Annotated in this window: 22 protein-coding genes; 10 read left to right on the forward strand and 12 right to left on the reverse strand. The window is 65.2% G+C overall.

The genetic code is table 11. The features are described 5' to 3' along the window. Window positions 1-619: 619 nt before the first annotated feature. The 5 genes from R9B85_RS02220 to R9B85_RS02240 all read right to left on the reverse strand — a co-directional run bounded on the left by R9B85_RS02220 (window position 620) and on the right by R9B85_RS02240 (window position 6,684). Complete coding sequence (locus R9B85_RS02220; protein WP_207879023.1) at window positions 620-2,026, reverse strand: amino acid permease; 1,407 nt, start codon at window positions 2,024-2,026, stop codon at window positions 620-622. Window positions 2,027-2,225: 199 nt separating this feature from the next. Then, window positions 2,226-4,478, reverse strand: coding sequence for an ATP-binding protein (locus R9B85_RS02225; RefSeq protein ID WP_423770784.1), 2,253 nt, complete (start codon window positions 4,476-4,478; stop codon window positions 2,226-2,228). After that, window positions 4,475-5,251 (reverse strand): substrate-binding periplasmic protein, encoded by a 777-nt coding sequence (locus tag R9B85_RS02230; protein WP_313855351.1) that lies wholly within the window; start codon window positions 5,249-5,251, stop codon window positions 4,475-4,477. The genes R9B85_RS02225 and R9B85_RS02230 overlap by 4 nt, the downstream gene beginning before the upstream one ends. Further along, entirely contained in the window at window positions 5,248-5,964 is a 717-nt protein-coding gene (locus tag R9B85_RS02235; protein ID WP_012271826.1) for a response regulator, read from the reverse strand. Before R9B85_RS02235 ends, R9B85_RS02230 begins: the two co-directional genes overlap by 4 nt. 75 nt (window positions 5,965-6,039) lie before the next feature. Further along, complete coding sequence (locus tag R9B85_RS02240) at window positions 6,040-6,684, reverse strand: TetR family transcriptional regulator C-terminal domain-containing protein (RefSeq protein ID WP_112252691.1); 645 nt, start codon at window positions 6,682-6,684, stop codon at window positions 6,040-6,042. Between the two features lie 102 nt (window positions 6,685-6,786). Between R9B85_RS02240 and R9B85_RS02245 the strand changes: the two genes are divergently transcribed. Beyond that, complete coding sequence (locus tag R9B85_RS02245; RefSeq protein ID WP_423770785.1) at window positions 6,787-7,533, forward strand: enoyl-CoA hydratase; 747 nt, start codon at window positions 6,787-6,789, stop codon at window positions 7,531-7,533. 401 nt (window positions 7,534-7,934) lie between these two features. Here R9B85_RS02245 and R9B85_RS02250 read toward each other — a convergent pair whose 3' ends face one another. From R9B85_RS02250 to R9B85_RS02260, 3 genes are read right to left on the reverse strand one after another with little or no spacing between them, the layout of a single operon-like run. After that, the gene (locus R9B85_RS02250) at window positions 7,935-8,990 is read right to left on the reverse strand and encodes a lipocalin-like domain-containing protein (protein WP_423770786.1); all 1,056 of its coding nucleotides are present in this window, start codon (window positions 8,988-8,990) and stop codon (window positions 7,935-7,937) included. Next, window positions 8,980-11,442, reverse strand: a complete 2,463-nt coding sequence (locus R9B85_RS02255) for an ABC transporter permease (protein ID WP_207879015.1) — start codon at window positions 11,440-11,442, stop codon at window positions 8,980-8,982. Before R9B85_RS02255 ends, R9B85_RS02250 begins: the two co-directional genes overlap by 11 nt. Beyond that, window positions 11,439-12,107, reverse strand: a complete 669-nt coding sequence (locus R9B85_RS02260) for an ABC transporter ATP-binding protein (protein WP_423770787.1) — start codon at window positions 12,105-12,107, stop codon at window positions 11,439-11,441. Before R9B85_RS02260 ends, R9B85_RS02255 begins: the two co-directional genes overlap by 4 nt. Before the next feature lie 395 nt (window positions 12,108-12,502). Between R9B85_RS02260 and mrdA the strand changes: the two genes are divergently transcribed. Then, window positions 12,503-14,398 carry a penicillin-binding protein 2 gene (mrdA, locus tag R9B85_RS02265; protein ID WP_423770788.1) on the forward strand — a complete coding sequence of 632 codons (1,896 nt, stop codon included), beginning with the start codon at window positions 12,503-12,505 and terminating at the stop codon, window positions 14,396-14,398. A gap of 103 nt (window positions 14,399-14,501) precedes the next feature. Here mrdA and R9B85_RS02270 read toward each other — a convergent pair whose 3' ends face one another. Continuing rightward, window positions 14,502-15,497 (reverse strand): IS110 family transposase, encoded by a 996-nt coding sequence (locus tag R9B85_RS02270; protein WP_423770366.1) that lies wholly within the window; start codon window positions 15,495-15,497, stop codon window positions 14,502-14,504. Between the two features lie 567 nt (window positions 15,498-16,064). Here R9B85_RS02270 and msuE point away from each other — a divergent pair. Genes msuE through sfnR form a run of 3 tightly spaced genes read left to right on the forward strand, consistent with a single transcriptional unit; the run spans window position 16,065 to window position 18,932 of the window. Further along, window positions 16,065-16,625, forward strand: coding sequence for an FMN reductase (msuE, locus tag R9B85_RS02275; protein ID WP_025338724.1), 561 nt, complete (start codon window positions 16,065-16,067; stop codon window positions 16,623-16,625). A gap of 9 nt (window positions 16,626-16,634) precedes the next feature. After that, window positions 16,635-17,822: an acyl-CoA dehydrogenase family protein gene (locus R9B85_RS02280; protein WP_112252697.1), complete on the forward strand. Its 1,188-nt coding sequence runs from the start codon at window positions 16,635-16,637 to the stop codon at window positions 17,820-17,822. A gap of 9 nt (window positions 17,823-17,831) precedes the next feature. After that, window positions 17,832-18,932 carry a sigma54-dependent transcriptional activator SfnR gene (gene sfnR, locus R9B85_RS02285; protein ID WP_085593485.1) on the forward strand — a complete coding sequence of 367 codons (1,101 nt, stop codon included), beginning with the start codon at window positions 17,832-17,834 and terminating at the stop codon, window positions 18,930-18,932. Between the two features lie 197 nt (window positions 18,933-19,129). Here the strand turns inward: sfnR and R9B85_RS02290 are convergent, their stop codons facing one another. Together R9B85_RS02290 and R9B85_RS02295 are read right to left on the reverse strand one after the other, a co-directional pair. After that, a complete protein-coding gene (locus tag R9B85_RS02290) occupies window positions 19,130-19,480 on the reverse strand; it encodes a hypothetical protein (RefSeq protein ID WP_390899116.1) in 351 nt (116 codons plus the stop codon). Window positions 19,481-19,853: 373 nt separating this feature from the next. After that, window positions 19,854-20,480, reverse strand: a complete 627-nt coding sequence (locus tag R9B85_RS02295) for a glutathione S-transferase family protein (RefSeq protein WP_423770789.1) — start codon at window positions 20,478-20,480, stop codon at window positions 19,854-19,856. Between the two features lie 226 nt (window positions 20,481-20,706). Between R9B85_RS02295 and R9B85_RS02300 the strand changes: the two genes are divergently transcribed. Next, window positions 20,707-21,024, forward strand: a complete 318-nt coding sequence (locus tag R9B85_RS02300) for a DUF2388 domain-containing protein (protein ID WP_003260922.1) — start codon at window positions 20,707-20,709, stop codon at window positions 21,022-21,024. Window positions 21,025-21,152: 128 nt separating this feature from the next. On the opposite strand, the gene glcC is transcribed toward R9B85_RS02300, so the two are convergent. Continuing rightward, window positions 21,153-21,917 carry a transcriptional regulator GlcC gene (gene glcC / locus R9B85_RS02305; RefSeq protein ID WP_423770790.1) on the reverse strand — a complete coding sequence of 255 codons (765 nt, stop codon included), beginning with the start codon at window positions 21,915-21,917 and terminating at the stop codon, window positions 21,153-21,155. 195 nt (window positions 21,918-22,112) lie between these two features. Between glcC and glcD the strand changes: the two genes are divergently transcribed. The 4 genes from glcD to R9B85_RS02325 are packed head-to-tail and all read left to right on the forward strand — an operon-like array spanning window position 22,113 to window position 26,300. Next, complete coding sequence (glcD, locus tag R9B85_RS02310; RefSeq protein ID WP_112252701.1) at window positions 22,113-23,612, forward strand: glycolate oxidase subunit GlcD; 1,500 nt, start codon at window positions 22,113-22,115, stop codon at window positions 23,610-23,612. Continuing rightward, a complete protein-coding gene (gene glcE / locus R9B85_RS02315) occupies window positions 23,612-24,664 on the forward strand; it encodes a glycolate oxidase subunit GlcE (RefSeq protein ID WP_423770791.1) in 1,053 nt (350 codons plus the stop codon). The genes glcD and glcE overlap by 1 nt, the downstream gene beginning before the upstream one ends. A 9-nt stretch (window positions 24,665-24,673) precedes the next feature. Further along, window positions 24,674-25,909, forward strand: a complete 1,236-nt coding sequence (glcF, locus tag R9B85_RS02320) for a glycolate oxidase subunit GlcF (protein WP_215521234.1) — start codon at window positions 24,674-24,676, stop codon at window positions 25,907-25,909. Beyond that, a complete protein-coding gene (locus R9B85_RS02325; protein WP_112252704.1) occupies window positions 25,902-26,300 on the forward strand; it encodes a heme-binding protein in 399 nt (132 codons plus the stop codon). Before glcF ends, R9B85_RS02325 begins: the two co-directional genes overlap by 8 nt. The last annotated feature ends 171 nt before the right edge of the window (window positions 26,301-26,471 follow it).

The raw sequence follows: 26,471 nt of genomic DNA on the forward strand, positions 1-26,471 counted from the left end.
TGTGATGGTTTTGGGAGGGCTTGATGAGGGAGATACTAAACGAGTGTTCAGCAAGGCGGGATGGGCTGTTACAACTTCGCACAACTCGGTTTTTGTTGTTACACCGGGGGTTTTCGCCGTGGCATTTCATAGCCTGTGAGATCGCTCGGCGCTTCGCGGATGTTCGCCTGGGTATTTTCATTGCCTGTGAGACCGAGCGCCGCGCGGGCGGCGCTTCGCGAGTGCTTGCCGTTACATTTGCTGCGCTTGTGAGACCGAGCGCCGCCCGCGCGGCGCTTCGCGGGACAAGCCCGCTCCCACATTTGTTGCAACGTGCCGAACCTGTCAGGCCATGGTTGTCAGCCTTGTTGGCTTGACTCGGCTTCTCAGCTGGCACTGCTGCCGCTTCACCCGTCTCAAGACATGTACCAAGGCTGGCAACGCCTCTCCCACAGGCATGGCCACGTTGCAACAAATGTGGGAGCGGGCTTGTCCCGCGAAGCGCCGCGTGGGCGGCGCTCGGTCTCACAGGCGCAGAAAGTATCAAGGCGAATACCCGCGAAGCGCCGCGCGGGCGGCGCTCGATCTCACAGACAATAAAAATGCTTCGCCAAACACTTACAACCAACGCCCCACGGCATCAAACCCCCGGCGCACTAGGCTCGAAGGCCCCCTGCCGACGACGGTTGACGAAGAAGTACGCCGCGTAGCACAGGGCAATGAAGCCAAAGCCCCAGTACAACGACGGCCGCTGGGTTTCATCCAGCGCCAGGAACACGAACAGCGAACTGCACAGGGTGATGCACAGCAGCGGCACCAGCGGGTACAGCGGCGCGCGGTACTTCAGGTCCTGCAACTGCCCGCCATCACGCAGCCAGGCCTTGCGGAAGCGGTACTGCGCAAGGGCGATGACGATCCAGGTCACGGTGCCGGACATGCCACTCACCGCCATCAACACCATGAACAGGGTGTCGGCGGCAATGAAACTGGTCATCAACGAGATCAGCGCAAAGCACAGGGTGATGCTCAGCGCCCGCAACGGCACGCCACGCTTGCTCAGCGGCGACAGGCTTTTCGGCGCCATGCCGCTCTTCGACATGGCCCACAGGATGCGCGTGGAGGCATACAGCCCGGAGTTGCCCACCGAGAGGATGGCGGTGAGGATGACGAAGTTCATCAGGTCGGCGGCAAAGGGAATGCCGACCATGTCGAACACCTGCACGAAGGGGCTCTCCATCAGCCCGGCCTGCTCGAACGGCACGATGGCCGACAGCACGGCAATCGCCAGCACGTAGAAGATCAGCACGCGGAACACGACGTTGCGCACGGCCCGCGGGATGCTCTTTTCCGGGTGCTCGGTCTCGCCAGCGGCCACCCCCATGATCTCGCAACCCTGGAAGGCATAGACCACGGTCATCATCACCGCGAACACCGCCGACAGGCCATGAGGGAACAGCGACTCGCCCATCAGGTTGTCCAGCATCGGTGCCGGCGCCCCGCTGCTCAGCGGGATGGCGCCGAAGATCACCAGCAGGCCGACGATGATGAAGCCGACGATGGTCGCCACCTTGATCCCCGAGAACCAGTATTCCGCCTCGCCGAAGGCGCGGGTGGCCAGGGCGTTGAGGCCGAACAGCACGACCACGAACAGCGCCGACCAGTACCAGATCGGCACCTCCGGGAACCAGCGGGTCATCAGCATGCCGGCGGCGGTGAACTCCAGGCCCACGGTGGTGGCCCAGCTCATCCAGTACACCCAGCCGATCATGAAGCCGGTGGCCGGGCCGATGAACTTGGTGGCGTGGGCCTGGAACGAGCCGGATACCGGCATCTGCACCGACAGCTCACCCAGGCAGACCATCACCAGGTACATCAGCAAACCTGCGACCAGGTAGGCCAGGATCGCGCCTACCGGGCCACCCTGGTTGATGGTCACGCCCGAGCCCATGAACAGCCCGGTGCCGATCACCCCGCCCAGCGACAGCATGAAGATGTGCCGGCTTTTCAGTGCGCGGGTGAGCTGGATCTTTTCGTGAGTGTCAGTCATGGCGCACCTCGCCATTGCGGCTGGTGCCGCGCGGTGTGCTGTGAAGGAGGGGCTGAGCGCTACGGCATGTCATTATTCTTGTCTCCAATAAGCCTCATGGACCGCGTGCAACACGGTTGCCATGGATTATTGGAAACGGATGTAAGGTGCCGTTGTACGAACGGATCGAAGATGTAAAAAGTCGTAACTTTTTTGTACGTCAGCTCTGGATCAGCTGTTCCAGGGTGGCGCGGGCTTGGGCGAGCTCGGTGGCCAGCGGCTCGCCGAGCGCTTTCAATGCCTGTTCGTCATGCTGCCTGGCTGCGTCTTCAAGGCGTCGCAACAGCGCAGCCAGGCCAGAAAAACCCAGGGAGTCGCAACTGCCGGCCAGGCGGTGGGCCAGGTGCAACACTTCGGTAAAGTCCTGGGCCGGCAGCGCCTCGGCCAACGCCGTGGCGTGCTGCTCCAGCGACTGGCGCAACACCTTCAGCAGGCCTTGCAGCTTCTGTTCCCCCAGCAGAGAGCGGTGGGTGCCCAGCAACGACCAGTCGATTGCTGCGTCGACCTCCGTCTCTTCAGCGGGCGCCGCTTCGGCCAGCGCCTGGCGCAGGTTGTCCAGCCGCAGGGGCTTGGCCAGCACCCCCTGCATGCCGGCGTCCAGATAACCCGGCACTTGCCCCGGCTGCACGCCAGCCGTCAGGGCCAGGACCCGGCTATGGCGGTTCGGCCCGGGGGTGACACGCAGCTGCCGGCACAGCTCCACCCCACTGATGCCGGGCAGGTGCACGTCGAGCAGGATCAGGTCGAAGCGCCGCTGCGCGCAGGCCTGCAGGGCTTGCCCGGCGTCTTCGGCAAAGCTCACCCGGTGGCCATCGCGCAGCAGCAGCCCGCCGGCCACCTCGCGGTTCAATGCCACATCCTCGACTACCAGGATGTCCAGGCTGGCCAGGGGCGAAGGGGCTGGTGAACTGGCCAGCAGTGGCTGCCCGCGGGCCATGTCGAGCTCGAACCAGAAGCGACTGCCCTGCCCTTGCACGCTGTCCAGGCCAATGCAGCCCCCCAGTTTTTCCACCAGGTGCTTGCAGATCGCCAGGCCCAGGCCGGTGCCGCCGTAGCGCCGGGCCACCGCCTCGCTGGCCTGGACGAAGCGGTCGAAGACCCTGGCCTGCACAGCCGGCTCGATGCCGATACCATTGTCGCTGACCGACACCCGCAAGCGCTGCGAGCCCTGGTCACTGGCCAGTACCTGCACCGCAAGCCGCACCTCGCCGTGTTCGGTGAACTTGATGGCGTTGGCCAGCAGGTTGCTGAGCACCTGGCGCAGATACTGTTCGGCACCGTGCTGGTACTCGGCCAATTGCTCGTCGATTTCCAGTTGCAGGGCGTCGCCGTTGTCCCTGGCCATGGGGTCGAGCAGCGCCAGCACTTCCTGGCACAACTGGCGTAGCGAAAAACCGACCAGCTCGGCGCGGCTCTCACCCTCCTCGAGGCGGGCGAAATACAGCACCTCGTTGAGAATCGCCAACAGCCCCTCGCCGGCCTTGTACAAGGCCTCGACGCGCTGGCGGTCGGCCGCCTCCAGCCGGCCGCCGCGCAGCAGCTCGGCCATGCCGAGAATGCCGTTGAGCGGTGTGCGCAGCTCATGGCTCATGGTCGCCAGGAACCGTGACTTGGCCAGGTTGGCGGCTTCAGCCTCGTCCTTGGCCCGGGCCAGGCTGGCGGTGCGCCGCTCGACCATGGCTTGCAGCTCGTCGCGCTTGTCCTGCAACGCCAGGCGGTCGCGCTCGCGGCGCTCGATGTCACTGAGGATGGCGCGACGCATGTCATCCAGGGCATTGGCCACGGTGTCGATCTCGTCCGGGCGTGCCGAGGTGCGGCGCCCCAGGCGCAACGGTTCCTGCCACTGGCCGGCGCCAATACGCCGGGCGAACTCGGCCATCACTTGCAGGTGGCGGGTGACCAGGCGGTAGAACAGCCCCGACAACGCCACCGCCAGGCCACACAGGAACACGCCCATCCATAGCAGGCTGGCAAGGCCTGTGGCATACAGCCGCCTGTGCACCGCGCCCAGGTCGATGCTCACTTCCAGCTCGCCCAGGTGCCTGGCCGGCCCCGAGGGCGGCTGGTAATCGAGGGGAAAGCGTTCGATGCGCAGCGGCCCCTTGGGCTCGGCCACGCCGCGCAGCAGCTGGAAGTCGTCGCTGACCAGGCGCACCCGGGCGACATCGGAAAAGTCCACCAGGCCGCGCAGTTGTGTATCCAGCTGTGCCTCGTCCAGGTCCCACAGGCTGCGCTCCAGGCTAGCCAGGTAACCCGCCCGGATCAACGCCATACGCGCCTCGATATCGCGCATCTCGCGGCGGTATTCGAAGTACAGCTGTACCGAGCTGGCCAGCACGGTGAAGCACAGGCTGAACAGCAGGATGAACAGCAGCAGGCGACGCAGCAAGCCATCGGTGCGCAGGCGGATCATCGGGAGTCCGCCGGCAGGTTGACCATGTCGCGGTAGGTCACTTCGCTCTGCTCCAGCCAGCGCTCGATCTCGCCGGCCTGGTTCATGCGCAGCAGCTGTGCGTCGATTTCGTCCATATGCTGGCTCAAGGGCGATTGCCGTGATATCGCAACGCGCAGGTAGTCCACGCTCAGGGCCGTGGGCAATACGCGAATGTCCTGCGCCCCGGGCAGGTTTTCGATGAACAGCTGGCCGGTGCGCCGCTCCTGGATCACGTAGTCGATGCGCCCACGGATCAGCTTGCCGAAGTTCTGCTGGCTGGACGACACCCGTTCGATATTCTGGTGGCGAGCGACGAAGCGGTCGAATTCGGCGCCGTAGCTTTCGCCATACAGCAGGCCGCCGCGGTAGCTGGCCAAGTCCTCCAGGCGCTGGAACTGCACTGGCCGCAGGCGGTTGTAGAACACCGCCACTTCCTCGCGCACCACCGGCACCGTGGAAAAGCGCATGCGTTGGTCACGCTGGTCGCTGTTGTAGGCCAGCACCACGTCCACTCGCCCGGCGGCGGCGTCCATCAGGCAGCGTTTCCAGTTGCCCAGCACCACGGTCTGCACCTCGTAGCCCATGCGCGCGAACAGCTCTCGCACCACGGTGGGGGCCAGGCCACGCACCTGGTGGCCGTCACTCCAGGAAATCGGCGGGTACACCGGGTAGTCGCAGTAGCGCACCGGCTGCCTTGCACTGGCATGCATGGCGAACATTGCCAAGGCCAGCACCCAGGCGCTGCGGGTCATGCCGCCACGCTGGCGGTGAACAGGTAGCCGGTGCCGTGGATGGTGATGATCAGCTGGGGCTCGGCCGGGTCGTCGTGCAGCTTGCGCCGCAGGCGGCCGACCAGCACATCGATGGAACGGTCGTTGGGCACCCACTCGCGGTTGCGGATCTGGTCCATCAACTGGTCGCGGCTGAGGGTGTGGCCGCTGTTGCGCAGGAACACGCTGAGCAACTGGAACTCGCCATGGGTCAGCAGGGTCTGCCCGCCACGGGCGTCGATCAGGCGCCGACGGTCGGTGTCCAGCGCCCAGTCGGCGAACTGCTTCAGCGATTGCGCGCAGGCCGGCGCCGGGTGCACCTCGCGGGCATGGCGCACACGGCGGATCAGGTTCTTGGCGCGGGATACCAGTTCGCGGGGGTTGAGCGGTTTGATCACGTAGTCGTCGGCGCCGCATTCCAGGCCGACGATGCGGTCGATGTCGTCGTTGCGGCCGGTGATGAGGATGATGCCGACCTCCGAACGTACCCGCAGCTCGCGGGTCAGGGTAAGGCCGTCCTTGCCGGGCAGGCGGATGTCCAGCAGCACCAGGTCGACATCCTGGCTGCCGAGCAGGGCTTCGGCCTTTTCCGCGGTGTCGGCGCAGTGCACGTCATAGCCTTCCTGGGACAGATAGGCCTGCAGCAAGTCACGAATAAGCGGATCGTCATCGACGATCAATACCCGAGGCGTCATTGCGTGTCGTCTCTTTTATTATTGGTGTTGTTCTACACACTCGCGACAGCAGCGTACTCGTTACTGAACAGGCGATCAACAGCCCTCCGGCGGGCTGAAGCGGCGTCGGCCACCGGCCTGCAGGCCATCGACCCAGGCCTCGCAGATCAGCACACCCTGCTCGGGGGTGAAGGTACCGGGGTTGAGCCCCGACTCCAGCCAAAGGCCGTCGAGCAAGGCGCTCAGGCTGATGGCCGCGAGGTCGGCATCGAAGCCCTGCCAGCCCTCCTCGTCGGCCAGCGTGGCCAGCAGCCCGCTCAGTTCATTGCGGTACTCGCCATAGGAATGGTCATGCACCTGGTTGATCGCATCGGCGGTCTTCACCGCGCCCCAGAACGCCAGCCAGGCGTCGAGCAATTGCGGGTCGAGCAATTCGGCGCAGAACGAGGCGCGGAAGAACGCCGACAACCGTTCGCGGGCATTGGGTGCGGCCTGGGCCATGGCCTCGCGCAGCAGGCCCATCACCCGGCCGGTGACCGCCATGTAGGCTTCGGCCACCAGCTCATCCTTGCCGGCGTAGTGATGGCTGATCAACCCGACCGAAACCCCGGCCTCGGCCGAAATCTTGCGGATCGACGCGCCCTGGAAGCCATGGCGCTTGAGGCATACCAGGGTTGCCTCGACCAGGTTGGCTTTGCGCAATTCCGGCAGCATGCGGTGGTAGCGGGCTTCCTGGTTCATCGGCGGCTCTCGGGCTAGGGGCTGGACTGAACGACTGTACAACAAGCCGGACTGCGTGATAAACCCTTGGCACCCATGCCCACAACAACAAAAGCGGCTGCCATGAACGACCTGATCACACGTGACCTGGACCAGGGCCTGCTGACCCTGGCCTTCAACCGCCCCGACAAGCTCAACGCCTTGAACACCGCCATGTACCAACAGCTGGGCGACCTGCTGCTGGCGGCAGGTGAAGACCCTGATGTCGAAGCCATCATCATCACCGGCGGGCCCCACTGCTTTACTGCCGGCAATGACTTGCGCGACTTCCTCGACAACCCGCCCGCCGATCTGGACAGCCCGGTGTTTCGCCTGATGCGGGTGGTGATGGGCCTGGACAAACCGCTGATTGCCGCGGTCAGTGGTGCGGCGATCGGCATCGGTGCCACCTTGCTGTTGCATTGCGACCAGGTGCTGGTCAGCCGTACGACCAAGCTGCGCATCCCTTTCGCGCCGCTGGGCGTGTGCCCGGAGTTTGGTTCCAGCCTGCTGTTGCCGCGTTTGCTTGGCCATGCCCGGGCGGCTCGCCTGCTGCTGGCAAACGAGTTGCTCGACGGCGAACGGATGGTGGCCTGGGGGCTGGCGAATGAACTGCATGAAGACGGTGAACAGTGCCTTGCAGCTGCAAGGCGACTGGCGCGGCAGATGCAAGGCTACCCGCAGGCGGCGCTGCGCATCAGCAAGCGGCTGCTCAAGGATGGCCAGCGTGAGGAGCTGGAGGCCACGGTGGCACGGGAAAGCCGGTTGTTCGTCGAGTGCTTGCGTACTGAAGAAGCACGCGCAGTACTGCGTAGGCTGATCAAGGATTGAAAACCCGGGGCCGCGATGCGGCCCATCGCCGGCAAGCCAGCTCCCACCTCGACCACACCGGCCTCAAGCCATGTGCAAATACCTGTAGGAGCGGCCTTGTGTCGCGATGGGGCGCGAAGCGGCCCCAGGTTTTCAGCTTCGCAGCAAAGATTGCCGGGGCCGCTGCGCGGCCCATCGCGACACAAGGCCGCTCCTACAAGGGCCAGTGCTGGCTTGAATAAATATTCAAGACAGTTGCTCCCACCTCGACCGCGCTGCACTCAAGCCATGCGCAATCCCTGTGGGAGCCAGCCCCCATCTCGACCGCATTGACCTCAAGTCCTGTGCAGTACCTGTGGGAGCTGGCTTGCCGGCGATGGGCTGCAAAGCAGCCCCATGAAAACGCAGAAATACCTGGATCGCTAATACCCGGTCATCTCCAGATACCCCCGCCCACCGGCACTCCCGGTCAAGCGTACCGGCCCCTCCCAATACGGGAACCGCGTCTCCATCCAGGCCTGCGATTCCACAGCCTCGACCTGCACATCAACGCCATGCCCCGGCACCTGCACCTGCCACCGCGTCGGCACCTTTTTTCCATTCTTCTGCCGCGCCCAGGCCAGCGCCTGCAGCTGCACCTGTGCACCCTGCAGCACCACCACCTCACCCTGCGGGCCAACCCAGGTCCCGGCGCGATACGCCGCCCCCTGCACCTCGCGCACCTGGAACAGCATCAGCCTGGCGCCACTGTCCAGGTGCAGGGAGAACCAATCCCACCCCGTCTGCCAGGCAGCCAGCGGCTGGCTGCTCCATTCCCGGTCCAGCCAGGCTTGGCCGGTGACAGCAATGCACTGGCCGTCACGCTGCACTTCCCCACTTACCCGATAGAACGGCTGACTGTAATAGTACGATGCCTGCCCTTTGCCGGACTTCTCGCTGTAGCCCTGGTCCCCGTGCAGCACCAAGGGCCGATCACTGCGCAGTTGCAGGTCATAGCGAAAGCCTTCACCACCGGCGACCATTTGCAGATTTTCGATGCCATTGCTGCCCTTCAACGACCAGTCATTGATCCACGCCCGGAACGGCTGGGCCTGCACTCCGGCCTGGCCGATACCCCCGCGCGCCAAGGTTTCGCCAGACCGATGACCACCGGGACCAGTCAGCGCCGCATGCCCCATCCACAGGTTCGGGCTGTTCCAGCCGGCAGTCTCGTGGCCTGGGCGCAGGGCCGAGCGAAACAGCGTCCATTGCACGCCCCAGTCCCGTCCCTGGAAATCCTTGAGGTTGGCGGTGACATACCACCATTCGATGCGAAAGCCATCGTGGGCCCCGTGGTCACGCGGAAATTCCAGGCGATGGCCGCGGCTTACCTGGCTGAATTGGCCCGCCTGCTGCCCGAGCCCGGCATAGCTTTGCTCGGCGGGCTGGTCACAGCCGCCCAGCAACCCACATAGCAACAGCCAGGCGCTAGGTTTCATCGGCAAACGGCCTCAACAGTTCCCGCGGCTGGCGACGCGCCAGCTGCCACAGCGGCCAGGCGCTGGCCAACAGGCTGGTAAGCATGCCCAGTAAGGCCAGTTGCAGCAGTTGCGCAGGGAACACATGGAGCGGCAAACGCCAGCCGAATGCCTGCACGTTCACCACCGCTACCAGGCACCAGGCCAGCAGGATACCCAGCGGAATCGCCAGCAGCACGGTAAGGCTGCTCAGCAGCAGTGTCTGGCCGAGGCTCAGCCACACCAGGTGCATGCGCCGCACGCCCAGTGCCCACAGCGGCGCCAGCTGGCCCAGACGGGTCTGGCCCAGGGTCAGCAGGTTGATGAACAGCGCCACGCCTGCCACGCCAAGGGTGAGGCTGTTGAGCGCGGCGGTGGCGGCGAAGGTGCGGTTGAACACATCGGTGGACCAGCGTTTGAGACGCGCCTGCTCGACCACGCGGCCCTCGCCCAGGGCGAAGCGCTGTTGCAATGCTGCCTCGAGCGCGGCCCCCTGGTCGGCCGCCAGATCGACACTCAACCCGGTCAGGGTTGCCTGTGGCCAGTGCGCGCGCAGCCAGCCGGCATTGACCAGCATGTGCCCTTGGGGGTTGCCGTAATCGGCATAGATACCCACAACGCTCAGGGCTGGCGAAGTGTCTGCGGGTAGCCTCAGGTGATCGCCCAGTTGCAGCTTCAGTCGCCTGGCCAACTGTTCACTGACCATCACGGCTTGCCCGGCGGCCAGTTGCTGCCAGGCCTGCTCTTGCTGCTCTAGCAATGGCCAGCGGGTGCGATAGACGGGGTGATCGACAATGCCCTGGACCTGCACCGGCCAGCCCTGCAGCTGTGTTTCCAAACGCCAGCCGGGCAGTACCACACCCACCGAAGGTTGCTGCCCGAGCCACTCGACTATCTGCAGGCCCTGGGCGGTGTCCCTTGGCGTGACATACAGGTCGGCGGACAGGCGCAGGTCAAGCCAGCCGACAAAGGTCTTGCGAAAGCCCTCGGTCATGCTGCCCACCCCGACACTGGCGGCCAGCGCCAGCAACAGTGCCATCAACGCCAGGCTCAGGGCTGGCAGTTGCTGGCGGCTGTCGGCGACGAACCATTGCGACAAGGGCCGTCGACAATGGCCCGCCAACCAGGCCAGCACCCGGTCGAGCAAGGCCGGCAGCAACAGCGCCGCCGCCAGCAGCAGCGCGGCCAGCATGGCGAAAGCGCTGGGCAGGCTATCGCCGAGCACGCCACAACCCAAGGCCAGCAACAGCATCAGGCCGGCCAACAGGGCCTGGCGCCGCAACCAAGGCCCCTGCGCCAACCGCCACGCCTGAGGTTGTGCCAGCGCCAGCAACGGTAACCGCGCCGCACGCAGTACACTGCCCAAACCCGCCAGCAGCGCCCCCAGCACGCTCACCAGCACGCCCATCAGCCACCACCCTGCGGGCAGGCTCAGCGCCCCGGCGACCTGGGCGCCATATAGCCCGCGCAAGCTGGCGGCCACATCGGGCAGCAACCACGCGGCCAGCCCGTAACCACTGGCCACGCCGGCCAGACCGCCCAACACCGCGAACAGCCCCAGCTCCAACATCAAGGCGCACAGCAGGGTTTGCAGGCCGATTCCACAGGCGCGCAGGTTGCGAATCAGACTGCGCCGCTGTTCCAGTGCCAAACCGATTGCAGCATGGGCAATGAACAGGCCGACGACGAACGCCAGCAGGCCCAGGGCGGTCAGGTTGAGGTGGAAGCTGTCGGTCAGCCGCTGCAAGCCACCATCGTCCTGCCGGGGTTGCAGCTCAAGGTACGGCGCGATATCTGCGGGCAACTGCCCCGGCGTGGCGGCCAACAACAAGCGCGACAATTGCCCGGGTGCACGCAGCAACGCCTGGGCATGGCCGATATCGACCACGATCACCCCCGGCGCCAGCGCTGGTTGTAGAACCAACGGCGGCAGCAGCTGCCCTTCGCTGTCGCGCACTGACGCCCCGGGCTCTGCATGCAGCTGGCGCAAGGTGTCCGGCCCGACCCAGGCTTGCCCGGGCATGCCGATGAAGGCCTGCAGATCGAACGTTTGCGGCTGCACACCGGCGATGCTGCTGGCCGGCGGCAGGCTCAACGGCTCGATGCCGATCAAGCGCACGGCGCGCGCCGGCTCACCAGCAAAGCGCAGGCGCCCTTCCAGTACCGGCGTCACCGCCCAGCCCAGCCTGCGCAACTGCACGTACAACGCCTGGTCGAAGCGCTCGCCACGGCGCGGCACCAGTTGCGCCTGCAGCGGCCCGGCCAGCACGGCGCTGGCCCGGGCATAGTCGCTGCGTGCCTGGCTGTTCAGCGCCTGCACGCCGGTCCACAGCGCCGTGGCCAGCCACAAGCCGGTGAAGATGCTGAAAAACTGCACGCGATGGCGCCGCCAGTGACTGAGCAGCGCCAGCAGGGCCAGCGATAGAAGTCTCATCCGCCCGGCTCGGGCCGCACGCGGCCGGCCTGCAGGTAACACCGTTGTTGCAAGCGCGTCGCCAGCCGCGGGCTGTGGGTCACCACCAGCACCCCACTGCCAGCCTCGGCGACCAGTTGCAACAGCAGGCTCAACACCTCATCGCTGCTGGCTTCATCGAGGCTGCCGGTAGGTTCGTCGGCCAGCAACCAGGCCGGGCGCCCGGCCAGGGCGCGGCCGATGGCGACCCGCTGTTGCTGGCCGCCAGACAATTGCTCCGGGTAACGCGCCAGCAAATCCGCCAAACCCAGGCGCTGTGTCAGGTAGGCCAGCCAATCGGGATCATGCCGACCGGCCAGCCGGGCCTGGAACGCAAGATTGGCCCCCACGGCCAGGCTGCTGATCAGGTTGTACTGCTGGAACACCAGGCCGATGCCCTCCCGCCGCCACAACGCCAGCGACGCCTCGGAACGGCTGTCGAGCGGGGTATCGTCGATCAAGATGCGGCCACTGTCGGCACGGTCCAGGCCGGCCACCAGGTGCAGCAAGGTACTCTTGCCGCTACCCGACTCGCCCATCAGCGCCAGGCTGCTGCCGCGCGCCAGGCGCAGGTCGACACCCTGCAGCACGGGGAGCGGGCCCTGGGGGGTGGGGAATGATTTGTGCAATTGCTCGATGACCAGCATCGACGGGCCTTGGTGAGTTCAGGGGTCTTCTTAGGAATAGCAGGTTCATGGCGACATAGGCGTGCTCGTGGACTCAACTTGCATCGGTCCATCAGCAAATTCCATCACCACGCCGCCGCCATGAACAAATCTTCATTTTGCTGGCAAGCGCCCTGAGCACGGGGCACACAGCCAATACCAGCCTACCGCCAGCCGGCACTCGTCTTGAGGGTACGGTACGGGTTGCGTAGCATCCGCGGCCCGATCGCGCACGTACAACCACCGCGTCACCTGTAGGAGCAGCCTTGTGCTGCGAATGGGCCGTCATGGCCTGCAGAACTACTAGGGTGCTGCCGCCCGCTTCGCAGCACAAGGCTGCTCCTACAGGCACTGCTACCCTCAGGACAGAGTCACCAATGCCGCAACCCATCCCACTCAAGGACCACGAAAAGGAAAAGCACCTGGTCAACCGCCGGCTTCTGGCCTGCGCCGCCCTGGTCTTCAGCCTGGTCGCCGTCCTGGTGGGCCGGCTCTATGTGCTGCAGGTGCTGCAGCACGACCAGCAGACTGCCGTGTCGGAAAACAACCGCGTGCACGTGCTGCCCATCGCCCCCGAACGCGGGCTGATCTACGACCGCAACGGCGTGGTGCTGGCCGACAACAAGCCCAGTTTCGATCTGACCATGACCCGCGAGCGGGCCGGCGGCGACACGGCCAAGGTGCTCGACACGCTAGCCCAGGTGCTGAACCTTGGCGAAGACGAACGCAAGCAGTTCGACAAGGACCTGCGCCGTGGGCGCAAGCCGTTCGAGCCGGTGACCCTGATGGTCGGCCTGAGCGAAGAGCAGATCGCCCTGGTGGCGGTGAACCAGTTCCGCCTGCCAGGCCTGGAGGTGGAACCACAGTTCATCCGCGAGTACCCGCTTGCCGAGCATTTCGCCCACTCGGTGGGCTATGTGGGGCGCATCAACGAGAAAGAGGCCAGGACACTCGACAGCACCGAATACCGGGGCACCCAGTCGATCGGCAAGACTGGCATCGAGCACTTCTACGAAAGCCAGCTGCATGGCCACGTGGGCTACGAGGAGGTCGAGACCAACGCCCAGGGCCGGGTGATGCGTGTGCTCGACCACAAGGCCCCGACGCCGGGCCAGGACATCGTCCTGACCCTGGACGCCCACCTGCAACTGGCCGCGGAAAAGGCCCTGGGTGACCGCCGCGGTTCGGTGGTGGTGCTCGACCCGGCCAATGGCGACGTGCTGGCGATGGTCAGCAACCCCAGCTTCGACCCCAACCTGTTCGTCAAGGGCATCAGCTTCAAACAGTACGCCGCCCTGCGCGATTCCATCGACCGCCCACTGTTCAACCGCGTGCTGCGCGGCCTGTATGCCCCCGGTTCGACGGTGAAGCCGGAGGTGGCCATCGCCGGTCTCGACAGTGGCGTGATCACCCCGGGCAGCCGGGTGTTCGACCCCGGCTACTACGAGCTGCCCAACTACGACCACAAGTACCGCAACTGGAACCGCAGCGGCGATGGCTGGGTGGATATGTACACCGCCATCATGCGTTCCAACGACACCTACTTCTACGACCTGGCGCACAAACTGGGCATCGACCGCCTGCACGACTACATGGCCGAGTTCGGCCTGGGCCAGAAGGTCTCGCTGGACATGTTCGAGGAGGCATCCGGGCTGATGCCCTCGGCCGAATGGAAGCGTGCCACCCGGCGCCAGGCCTGGTTCCCGGGCGAGACGCTGATCCTGGGTATCGGCCAGGGCTACATGCAGGTAACCCCGCTGCAGCTGGCCCAGGCCACCAGCCTGCTGGCGAGCAAGGGCGTGTGGCACCGCCCGCACCTGGCCATGACCGTGGGCGGCGATGCGCCGGTAGACCCCAACCCGATGCCCGATATCGTGCTGCACGACAGGCGCGCCTGGGACCAGGTCAGCCAGGGCATGCAGATGGTCATGCACGACCCGCGCGGCATCGCCCGCGCTGCCGCGGCTGGTGCGCAGTACCGGATTGCCGGCAAGAGCGGCACCGCGCAGGTGGTGGCGATCAAGCAGGGCGAACGCTACAACCGCAACAAGACGTTGGAGCGGCACCGTGACAACGCCCTGTTCGTCGGCTTTGCCCCGGCGGATCACCCGAGTGTGGTAGTGGCGGTGATGATCGAGAATGGTGAAGCCGGTGGGCGGGTGGCAGGGCCGGTGGTGCGGGAGGTGATGGATGCCTATCTGCTGGATGAGCAGGGGCATCTGAAGCCGCAGTATGCGGGTGGGGTAGTGCCTCGCAGCGTGCCGCACACTTAGGATCTTTGGGGCCGCTTCGCGCCCCATCGCGACACAAGGCCGCTCCTACAGGTTCGGCGTACCCAAACAGGCAGCGCAATCCTTGTAGATACTCTGTTGGCGGTCAAGCTTTTCTGAGGTGTTCAGAGCTGAAAAGCTTGGCCGTATCAAATGGCTCATCCCCGCGCATGCATGCCCAGATGCCTGTCAGGTACTTGCGCATGACAGCAGCTATAGCCTGCATTTTCTTCTTGCCCCTGTTGACCAACGACTCGTAAAAAGCCTTCGCATAAGGGTCGTAGCGCACTGCGGTCAAGGCAGGCATGTACATGGCTGCCCGTAGATAAGCATTCCCACTTTTGCCGAGTCTGCCGGGCTTATCAATGCTCGTTCCCGATTGGGTCTGTCGAACATCGAGACCCGCGTGGCGAGCTACCTGCGAGGACTTGAGTATTTGAGGAAGGATGGTCAGTTCAGCCAATGCCGCAAGTGCCGAGACTTCTCCCATCCCAGGCCCTGCGAGCAGCTGCTTGTACTGCCGAGTAAGCGTCGGACACTGGGCGACCAGCTCGCGGCCCGCCTTACGAAAGCGCTCAATTCGATTATCCAGTGAAGCAATCGCTTCCTCCTGATCCTCGATCAGCATCGACACGGTTGTAGCGGTCGCCTGCAATGCATGCAGTTCGTTCTTCGCCCTTGTACGATGCCCCACCAAACGATTGATGTGTCGCCCCAGAGCCCTCAGCTCAAGCTGCACAAGGCTTGGAGGTGTCCACAAGCGCGGTGTCATACGCTCGCCGTACTCGGACAGCAGTTGAGCATCTATTGCATCGGTCTTGCTGTTCACCAGCATTAGTTTGGCGAAATTGTGGAAGCTCTTGGGGTTGATCACGGATACAGGAAGGTCAGCCGCATGTAGCTCAAGGGCCAAGTCCAGGTAATAGATTCCGGTCGCCTCCATCACGATCGACTTGGGTTTGAGTGCCAGCAGCTTTTTCACCGCAGCCTTACGGCCTGCAGGGGTTTGAGCGATATCCCACTGTCCGGCCGGACGCCCATCTTTACGCACCGCAACGACCGAAGTACGTGAGCCGATATCGACGCCAACCCAGACACTCATTTCTTCCCTCTCCAAGCGAGTTAGGTAACAATGGCCTCCGGTTCCCCGACCTCGAACTTCATGCTGCTGCAACCTTGTAATGCGAAGTCCGACTTGTCGGCTTCTCGATACTCTTCGCAGTGGGCAATGAGGCGGGGGGCCTCTCTACATACAAGGTCAGGGGCAATGCCTGCCTTCAGGAGCGATCGGCCTCCCCGGAAGTGCTTCTTCAGCCCGACGAGAATAACCTCTCCCGCTAGGCCAGACACAACATACAAGGAGCGACCTTGTGTCGCGATGGGCCGCGCAGAGCGGCCCTTGCCCATAAAAACACAAAAAGGAATATTAATATGAAATCTTATTCCTTTTTAACCACTCCCTGACCCTCTATAAATATCCCAACTGCACAGCCGCCAACAGCTGGCCAACTGTCTGCAGCGCAACACACGATCAACAGGTAACGCCCACACGGCAACAGCGCCGCAACCATCAAAATGCGCTAACCAGTTGAAATAAAAAAACATTAAATCTCGGCACGACGATTGCTCAAGCAAAGTCCCCCGCTCAACCCGAACCGGAGACTTGCCCATGAGCACCCCACTGAACGTCGTAGCCCTGTCTGGCGGCACTGCCCGCCCGTCGCGCACCTTGGCCCTGACCGAGGCGATCCTCGCCGAACTGGCCCAGCACCTGCACATCAAGCCGCACCTGATCGAGCTGGGCGAGATCGCCCGCCCACTGGGCAGCGCCCTGTGGCGCAGCGAACTGCCCGAGGCCGTGGAACAGCAACTGCGCCTGGTGGAAAAAGCCGACCTGCTGGTGGTGACCACGCCGGTGTACCGTGGCAGCTTCACCGGCCACTTCAAGCACCTGTTCGACCTGATCGGCCAGGACGCCCTGGTCGACACCCCGGTGCTGCTGGCCGCCACCGGCGGCAGCGAGCGCCACGCGCTGGTGCTCGACCACCAGCTGCGCCCACTGTTCAGCTTCCTGCAAGCCCTGACGCTGCCCATCGGCGTGTTCGCCAGCCAGGCGGAAATGGCCGACTACCGGGTGTCCAGCGCAGCCCTTGCCGCCCGTATCCGCCTGGCCGCCGAGCGCGCCGTGCCGCTGTTCGGCGCCCATCATGCGCTGCGCAAGAGCGCCTGAGGAGCGGCCATGAATGCACCTGTGAATACCCCCCAACGCCCTGCCCTGGCCATCGCCCGCGAACTGGCCGGGCAGTTTGCCCAGACCGCGGTCGAGCGCGACGAGCGCGGCGGCACGCCAAAAGCCGAGCGCGACGCCCTGCGTGACAGCGGCCTGCTGTCGCTGGTGATCCCGCAGGCCTTCGGCGGCCAGGGTGCCAGCTGGCACGACACCTTCGCGGTGGTGCGCGAGTTCGCCCGGGTCGACAGCTCAGTCGCCCATGTGTTTGGCTTCCATCACCTGATGCTGGCCACCGTGCGCCTGTTCTCGCGCCCGGACCAATGGCAACCGTGGTTCGAGCAGACCGCCCGCAAGCAGTGGTTCTGGGGCAATGCCCTGAACCCGCTGGACACCCGCACGGTGGTCAAGCACTTCGATGGCTGGTGCGAGTTTTCCGGCAAGAAAAGCTTCTGCTCCGGCGCCAGCGACTCGGAAATGCTCATCGCCTCGGCGGTGGACGAACGTGCCGGCGGCAAGCTGTTGATCGCCGCCATCCCCAGTGGCCGCACCGGCATCAGCCTGCACCGCGACTGGAACAACATCGGCCAGCGCCAGACCGACAGCGGCAGTGCCACCTTCGAGCGGGTACGGGTGGAGCACAACGAACTGCTGCTCGACCCGGGCCCCCTGAGCACGCCGTTTGCCGCCCTGCGTCCGCTGATTGCCCAGTTGCACTTCGCCAACCTGTTCCTCGGCATCGCCGAGGGGGCGTTCGAGGAGGCCCGCCAGTACACGCTCAAGGAAAGCCGGCCGTGGTTCCGCTCCAGCGCCGCCAGCAGCGCCGAAGACCCATATGTGCTGCGCCATTACGGCGAGTTCTGGGTCGGCCTGGAGAGCGTGCGCCTGCTGATCGAACGGGCCGCACGCCAGCTCGATGCTGCCTGGGCCAGGGAGCACGCCCTCACGGCACAAGAGCGCGGCGACCTGGCCCTGGCCATCGGCACCGCCAAGGTCGCCGCCAGCCGCCATGGCCTGGACATCTGCAACCGCCTGTTCGAAGTCACCGGCGCACGCGCAACTCATGCCTCGCTGCGCTTCGACCGGCACTGGCGCAACCTGCGCACGCAAACCCTGCACGACCCGGTGGACTACCGCATCCACGAACTCGGCGAGTGGGCCCTCAACGACAAGCGCCCTGCCCCATCCTTCTATTCCTGAGGATTGCCCATGCAACTGCTGACCCTCCCCCCGTCCCCGACTCTGGCCACCTCGATCCGGGCCACCGCACAGGTTTTCGAAGACCCCCGGTCACAGGCCCTGCTCGCCCACCTGCAACAGGTCGCCCCCAGCGAGGCCAGCGTGCTGATCATCGGCGAAACCGGCACGGGCAAGGAGCTGGTCGCACGCCACATCCACAACCTCAGCGGCCGGCGCAACGGCCCGTTCGTCGCGGTCAACTGCGGTGCCTTCTCCGAATCGCTGGTCGAGGCGGAGCTGTTCGGCCATGAAAAAGGCGCCTTCACCGGGGCTTTGGCGGCCAAGGCCGGCTGGTTCGAGGAGGCCAACGGCGGCACGCTGTTCCTTGACGAAATCGGCGACCTGCCGTTGCCGATCCAGGTCAAGCTGCTGCGCGTGCTGCAGGAGCGCGAAGTGGTGCGGCTGGGGTCGCGCAAGAGCATCCCGATCAACGTGCGGGTACTGGCGGCGACCAACGTGCAACTGGAAAAGGCCATTAACGCGGGGCATTTCCGCGAAGACCTGTACTACCGGCTGAACGTGGTGACCTTGCAGTTGCACCCATTGCGCGACCGCCCCGGGGACATCCTGCCGCTGGCCCGACATTTCATTCGCAGCTACAGCGACCGGCTGGGCTACGGGCCGGTGGAGCTGAGCGCCAAGGCCCAGGCCAAGCTGGTGGAATACAGTTGGCCGGGCAACATCCGCGAACTGGAGAACGTGATTCACCACAGCTTGCTGACCTGTGGCGACGGTACGGTGCAGGCGCAGGACCTGCGCTTGTCCAACCTGCGTATCGAACGGCAGGAAGAAGAGCCGGCGGGCAATGGTGTGGAGGATCTGCTACAGCGAGCGTTCAGCCGCCTGTACGAAGAGCAGTCGGGTGACCTGTACGAGAAGGTGGAAAATGCCCTGCTGCGGTCGGCGTATCGGTTCTGCCATTACAACCAGGTGCATACCGCGCAGTTGCTGGGGTTGTCGCGCAACATCACCCGCACCCGGCTGATTGCGATCGGCGAGTTGGTGGTGAACAAACGGCGGGGGCAGGAGCAGCAGGTGCTGGATAACCGGGTGGTGCGGTTGTCGATCTGAACGCTTGTAAACCTGTGCCGGCCCTTTCGCGGGTAAACCCGCTCCCACAGGGGCCGCGCCAAGCTTGAGATCGGCACAGTACCTGTGGGAGCGGGTTTACCCGCGAAAGGGCCGGCACAGACACCCAAATTGCTAGTTCTGGTCGCCTCCGCGATCATCCCCAACATCATGGTCAGCCCCATCATCAGCGCCATGCCCTACACCGTGGGGCTCGCCCACGTCGTGATTCGCTTCGTGATTCGCCTCATGGTTGGCTTCGTGATTGGCTTCATGATTTGCTTCGTGGTTGGCCTCGTGGTCGGCGCCATCATCAGCACCATTGCGCCCGCGACCATCATGGCCAGGGCCGCCATGCCCACCACCATCGCCACTATGCCCGCTGCCACTGCCGCCGTGGCCACCACCCGAGCCACCGCCGCCGCTACCACCTCCTCCACCGCCATGACCACCGCCGCCACCGCTACCACCACCTCCGCCGCCATGGCCACCACCACCGCCGCTGCCTCCGCCACCACCACCGTGACCGCCACCGCCGCCACCACCTCCACCTCCACCATCCTTCGCATACGCGCTGGAGGTACCGCCAATGGAGTCCGGCACCAACACGGCCGAAGCCGACAACACTGCACCGATAGCCAAAGCCAACAAGCATTTCCTGAGCATCATGATCCTCCGCTTGGAGTAACACCGGGTTGCACTACGCACCCTGTGATTTGCGGCCCCCCATGGGGCGACCTGCTAGCCAGTGCGGCCTTCCATCTGCAGCGGTGAACGAGATCCTTCAGGGCCTTGCCGGCCAAATATTTCAGGATGTTTCCTGATTTTTTAGCGTAGCCACGCCGCTGCGCTTGTCACCGACCGGTCATCAGAATGGCTGGCCCGCCAAAAGCCACTGCACCATGGCCTGGCGAGCCGGACTGCTCAGGATGCCGCGCGGGGCATCAGCTCATACGGGTGCTTCCACCCTGGCAACGCCTGGATTCGCGCCTTCCATGCCTCGATGTGGGTGAACTGCGCCAACGCAATGCCAGTGTCCTCCGGCATGAACACATACCCGGCCAACGACAGGTCAGCGATCGTCAGCCGGCCACCGACCATGAATGGCGTCTTCGCCAGGTGCGCGTCGACAATACGGTAGGCCGCCACGGCACGTTCACGCAGGAACCGGGTCACATCCGTTTCACCGGTTTTCTTCAGGCAGAAAAGAAAGCGCAGCGCCGCGTAGTAACTGGTGAACTTGTGGTTGTCGAACAGCATCCAGCGCCAGATCTCGCGCTTTTCGTCTTCGTCGCGGGGGCCGAACTGCCCGGTTTTCTCCGCGAGGTAGTCAAGGATCAGCGCAGACTGGGTGAAGGATTTGCCGGCGTGCTCCAGCACCGGCACCTCGCCCTGCTCGTTCACTTCGTCGCGCCAGGCTTGTTCGCGTGTCTGGCCATTGAAGAAGTCGACGAACACCGGCTGCCAGTCCTGGCCGGTGAGCTCAAGCATCAGGGCCGCCTTGTAGGCGTTACCGGATTCGGCGAAACAATGCAGCTTGTAGTCGGGCATGAGTGAGAACCTTCAGTGTCCATTGAATGATTGGGCCATCAGCCCGAGCAGATCACGCCTGGCTCGCCAGGGTCAATGGTCCCCGTGGGAGTTGGCTTGCCGACGATGGCGGCAAAATAGCCCCGGCAATCTCCAGCGTGAACAAGGGAACTACCACCCCATCTGTGCTTTCTTAAACACTGAGTGGTTCCAATTACTTGCGCTTCACGCTACTGGAGAACACACCATGCGCCACCTACTCCTCGCCCCTGCGCTGCTGCTCCTGCTGCCTGCCGGTGCTGCCCTGGCTGACGTCGACGCAGGCGACGTCGCAACCTCGGCCGGTGTTTCCGCCTCGCTCTACTCGACCTTCAAGGACGACAAACGGATCATCCCGGCGCGTGACGAGCTTTCGGCCTACGTCGCCAGCGGTGGTGCAATCCGTGGCGCCTATGTGGAGTCGGCGCTGGAACAAGCCCGCAAGGACAACCCTGGCCTGCAGGCCAATGATGAAGAGCTGGCCCGGGCCCTCCTCTCGCAGGATGACCGCATAGCCGATCATTGATTGAGGTAAGCCTGCACCGGCCTCTTCGCGGGTAAACCCGCTCCCACAGGGGACCGCACCGGGCTTGAAGTCGGTGCGGTTCCTGTGGGAGCGGGTTTACCCGCGAAAGGGCCGGCACAGATAAAACCTCAACCCCAGCCATCCATGCGCATGGTAGCCCTTACCAGCCGCTGCTCTTCCTGCTCTATCTCCCGCAAACTGTCGCGGATCCCGTTGATATGTTCGCGCGCCGCGCGCTGCGCCTGCTCGGGAAGCTGCTCCATCACTGCCTGATACAACCGCGCATGCTGGCGGTCGATCTGGCGCTTCTGCGCCGGCCGGCAGTAGAGGTTGTTGACCGAGGCGAACACCGTGTTCAAGGTCAGGTCACTGAGCGATTGCAGGGTATGCACCAGCACCGGGTTGTGCGACGCCTCGCTGATGGCCCGGTGAAAGGCATGGTCGCGACGGGCATGTTCACGGGCGTCTGCCACTTCGGGGGCTTCGTGCGCAGCCAGCATTTCCTCATAGCGCCGACGAATCAGCAACCGGTCGACCTCGGTGGCCCGTAACGCCGCCAGACGCGCCGATTCGGCCTCCAGTAACGCCCGCACTTCCAGCAGGTCGAACAGTGTGCGCGGCTGCGAGCTGAACAGGTGCATCAACGGCGTGGCGCCCGCCTGGCCCGTCAGGTCGGCCACGAACGAGCCCCGCCCCTGCTCGGTGTCGATGATGCCGCGCCCGCGCAGGATGCGCAGGCCTTCACGCAGCGCCGAGCGCGAGCAGCCCAGCTTTTCCACCAGGCGTCGCTCCGACGGCAGGGCCTGACCCACCTTGAGCACGCCGTCGACGATCAGCCGCTCGACCCGTTCGGCCACCTGATCAGCGACCTTGGCCTTGCCTTCAGTACCCACTACGTACTCTCCTGCTGGTAGGACCACTTAAACCACCTGCCTCAATCTAGCCGGGCGAAGCCGTCAATGACCAGTACCGCCCGCAAAAACTGGTAGGACCAGTAAACCTCGCACTCGACCCAGGCCGCAGCCACGCGCAGGCTGCAAGGGTGAGCGCTTTGCCAACAACAACAAATACCGTTGCCGAGTGAGCCGATGAATATCCTGTACGACGAACGTGTCGATGGCGCGCTGCCCGATGTGGACCGGGGCGCCCTGCTGCAAGCGCTGCGCGCTGACCTGCCGGACCTCGAGATCCTGCACCGCGAGGAAGACCTCAAGCCTTATGAGTGCGACGGCCTCTCGGCCTACCGCACGGTGCCGCTGCTGGTGGTGCTGCCCGAGCGCCTGGAGCAGGTGCAGACGCTGCTCAGGCTCTGCCACCAGCGTGGCGTGCCGGTGGTGGCACGCGGCGCCGGTACCGGCCTGTCGGGCGGCGCCCTGCCACTGGCCAAAGGTATCCTGCTGGTGATGGCGCGCTTCAATCGCATTCTCGAGGTCAACCCGCAAGGCCGCTTCGCCCGTGTGCAGCCCGGCGTGCGCAACCTGGCCATCTCCCAGGCGGCCGCGCCCCACGGCCTGTACTACGCGCCGGACCCGTCCTCGCAGATTGCCTGCTCCATCGGCGGCAATGTCGCCGAGAACGCCGGCGGCGTGCACTGCCTGAAGTACGGCCTGACCGTGCACAACCTGCTCAAGGTGGAAATCCTCACGGTCGAGGGCGAACGCCTGACCCTCGGCAGCGATGCCTTGGACAGCCCCGGTTTCGACCTGCTGGCACTGTTCACCGGCTCCGAAGGCATGCTCGGCATCGTCACCGAAGTCACCGTCAAGCTGCTGCCCAAGCCCCAGGTGGCGCGGGTGCTGCTGGCCAGCTTCGACAGCGTCGAGGACGCCGGCCGGGCAGTGGCCGAAATCATCGCTGCCGGGATCATCCCCGGCGGCCTGGAGATGATGGACAACCTGGCGATCCGCGCCGCCGAGGACTTCATCCATGCCGGCTACCCGGTGGACGCGGCGGCCATCCTGCTGTGCGAGCTGGATGGCGTCGAGGCCGATGTACACGACGACTGCGAACGGGTCGCCGCCGTGCTGGGCCAGGCCGGTGCGCGTGATGTGCGGCTGGCCTGCGACGAGGCCGAGCGCGTGCGCTTCTGGGCTGGGCGCAAGAACGCCTTCCCTGCGGTGGGGCGCATCTCGCCAGACTACTACTGCATGGACGGCACCATCCCGCGCCGCGAACTGCCGCGGGTGCTCAAGGGCATCAGCGAACTGTCCGACGAATACGGCCTGCGCGTGGCCAACGTGTTCCATGCCGGCGACGGCAACATGCACCCGCTGATCCTGTTCGATGCCAACCTGCCAGGCGAGCTGGAACGTGCCGAAGCCATCGGCGGCAAGATCCTCGAACTGTGCGTGGCCGTGGGCGGCAGCATCACCGGCGAGCACGGCGTGGGGCGCGAGAAGATCAACCAGATGTGCGCACAGTTCAACAGCGACGAAATCACCCTGTTTCATGCGGTGAAGGCCGCCTTCGACCCACAGGGCCTGCTCAACCCCGGCAAGAACATCCCTACCCTGCACCGCTGCGCCGAATTCGGCGCCATGCACGTGCACCATGGGCAATTGCCCTTCCCCGAACTGGAGCGTTTCTGATGAGCATGGACCGCGACATCAGCCAGGCCCTGCTGGAGCAGGTAAACCAGGCGCTGAACCAGGCCACGCCACTGCGTATCCAGGGCGGCAACAGCAAGGCCATGCTCGGCTGCCCGGTGGCCGGCGAGGTGCTCGACACCCGCAGCCACCGTGGCATCGTCAGCTACGACCCGACCGAACTGGTGCTGACTGCCCGCGCCGGTACGCCGCTGCGCGAGATCGAGGCGGCGCTGCACGAAGCTGGCCAGATGCTGCCCTGCGAACCACCGCACCTGGGCCCCGACGCTACGCTGGGTGGCATGGTCGCGGCGGGGCTGTCGGGCCCAAGGCGGCCGTGGGCCGGGTCGGTGCGCGACTATGTGCTGGGCACGCGGGTGATCACCGGCCACGGCAAACTGTTGCGCTTTGGTGGCGAAGTGATGAAGAACGTTGCCGGCTATGACGTGTCGCGGCTGATGGCTGGCAGCTTCGGCTGCCTCGGGTTGCTGACCGAGGTATCGCTGAAAGTGCTGCCACGCCCGCGCCAGTGTCTCAGCCTGCGCCTGCCGATGGGCCGCCACCAGGCGTTGGCGGAGCTGGCCGAATGGGGCCAGCAGCCGCTGCCGATCAGCGCGGCCTGCCATGACGGCGATGCGCTGTACCTGCGCCTGGAAGGCGGCGAAGGCTCGGTGCAGTCGGCACGCCAGCGCCTGGGTGGCGAAGCGCTGGACAGCCGCTTCTGGAGCGACCTGCGCGAGCAGCGCCTGGCGTTCTTTGCCGGCCCCGCGCCGCTGTGGCGCTTGTCTGTGCCCAACACCACCGGCGAGCTGGAGCTGCCCGGCCAGCAGCTGATCGACTGGGGTGGCGCGCAGCGCTGGCTGAAGTCCACGGCACCGGCGCAGGACATTCGCGAGCGGGTCGCCAGGGTCGGTGGCCACGCCACCTGCCATGCCCCTGGCGCTGCCAGCAGCCCACCGCTTTGCGCTTTGCTGATGCGCTACCACCGTGCGCTCAAGCAGCAACTCGACCCCCAGGGGGTGTTCAACCCTGGCCGCTTGTACCCGGACCTGTGAGGCCGAACCATGCAAACAAACCTGAGCGAAGCCGCCCGGCAACTGGCCCGCGCCGACGAGGCCGAAAGCATCCTGCGCTCCTGCGTGCACTGTGGTTTTTGCACCGCCACCTGCCCCACCTACCAGCTGCTGGGCGATGAACTGGACGGCCCACGCGGACGCATCTACCTGATCAAGCAGATGCTCGAAGGCGCGCCGATCACCGCCAGCACCCAGTTGCACCTGGATCGCTGCCTGACCTGCCGCAACTGTGAAACCACCTGCCCTTCCGGGGTGAAGTACCATGACCTGCTGGACATCGGCCGTGGCTTTGTCGAACAGCAGGTGCCACGGCCGCTCGGCCAGCGCCTGCTGCGCCAGGGCCTGCGAGCAGTGGTGCCACGCCCCGCGCTGTTCAAGGCCCTGACCCGAAGCGGCCAGGCCCTGCGCCCGCTGTTGCCGGCCACGCTCAAGCGCAAGCTGCCGGCGCGGGTCACCGCCCCCGGCCAACGCCCCGCACCGCGCCATGCGCGTCGGGTGTTGATGCTGGAAGGCTGCGTGCAACCGGCCCTGTCGCCCAACACCAATGCCGCCGCCGCACGCCTGCTGGACCGCCTGGGCATCAGCGTGGTGCCGGTTCAGCAGGCCGGCTGCTGTGGCGCGGTGGATTACCACCTCAATGCCCAGGAGCAAGGCCTGCAACGGGCGCGGCGCAATATCGATGCCTGGTGGCCTGCCATCGAAGCCGGCGCCGAGGCCATCGTGCAAACCGCCAGCGGCTGCGGCGCGTTCGTGCGTGACTACGGCCATCTGCTGGAAAAGGACCCGCGCTACGCCGCCAAGGCCGCACGGGTCAGCGCCCTGTCCCGCGACCTGGTGGAGGTGCTGCGCGACGAGCCGGTCGAGCAACTGGGCCTGTGCGCCGAACAGCGCCTGGCCTTCCATTGCCCATGCACCCTGCAGCACGCGCTGAAGCTGGGGGGTGCGGTGGAGGCGTTGCTGACACGCCTGGGCTTTACCTTGACCCCGGTGCCGGACGGCCACCTGTGCTGCGGCTCGGCCGGCACCTATTCGCTGACCCAGCCTGAGCTGTCGCTACAACTGCGCGACAACCGCCTCAACGCCCTGGAAAGCGGCAAACCGCAAGTCATCGCCACCGCCAACATCGGCTGCCAGGCCCACCTCGACGGGGCCGGGCGCACACCGGTGCGGCACTGGATCGAAATCGTCGAAGCAGCCTTGAACCCGGAGAACCACCATGCATAGCAAGCCCGTTATCGGCCAGGCCGAAGTCGCCCGCGTGCTGACCGCCGCCCGCCAGCAAGCCCAGGCGCAACAATGGAACGTGACCATCGCCGTGGTCGACGACGGCGGCCACCCGCTGGCCCTGGAGCGCCTGGACGGCTGCGCGCCGGCCAGTGCCTACATCGCGATGGAAAAGGCCCGCACCGCCGCGCTGGGGCGCAAGGAGACGCGGGATTACGAGGAAATGGTCAATGGTGGCCGTACCGCTTTCGTCACCGCGCCGCTGCTGACCAGCCTTGAAGGTGGCGTGCCACTGCGGGTGGATGGGCAGGTGGTGGGGGCGATCGGCGTGTCCGGGGTCAAGTCCGAGCAGGATGCCCAGGTGGCCAAGGCCGGGGCGGCTGCCCTCTGAATCCTGTACCGGCCTCTTCGCGGGTAAACCCGCTCCCACAGGTGCTGCACAGGCCTCGGGCTTTGTGAAAGCCCTGTGGGAGCAGGTGGTCCCACAGTACTGCGCAGGTCTCAGGCCCTGTAGAAGCCCTGTGGGAGCGGGTTCACCCGCGAAGAGGCCGGCAAAAGCAAC

It is taken from the genome of Pseudomonas sp. NLJ1, from assembly GCF_049486705.1.
Classification (GTDB): Bacteria; Pseudomonadota; Gammaproteobacteria; order Pseudomonadales; family Pseudomonadaceae; genus Aquipseudomonas; species Aquipseudomonas inefficax.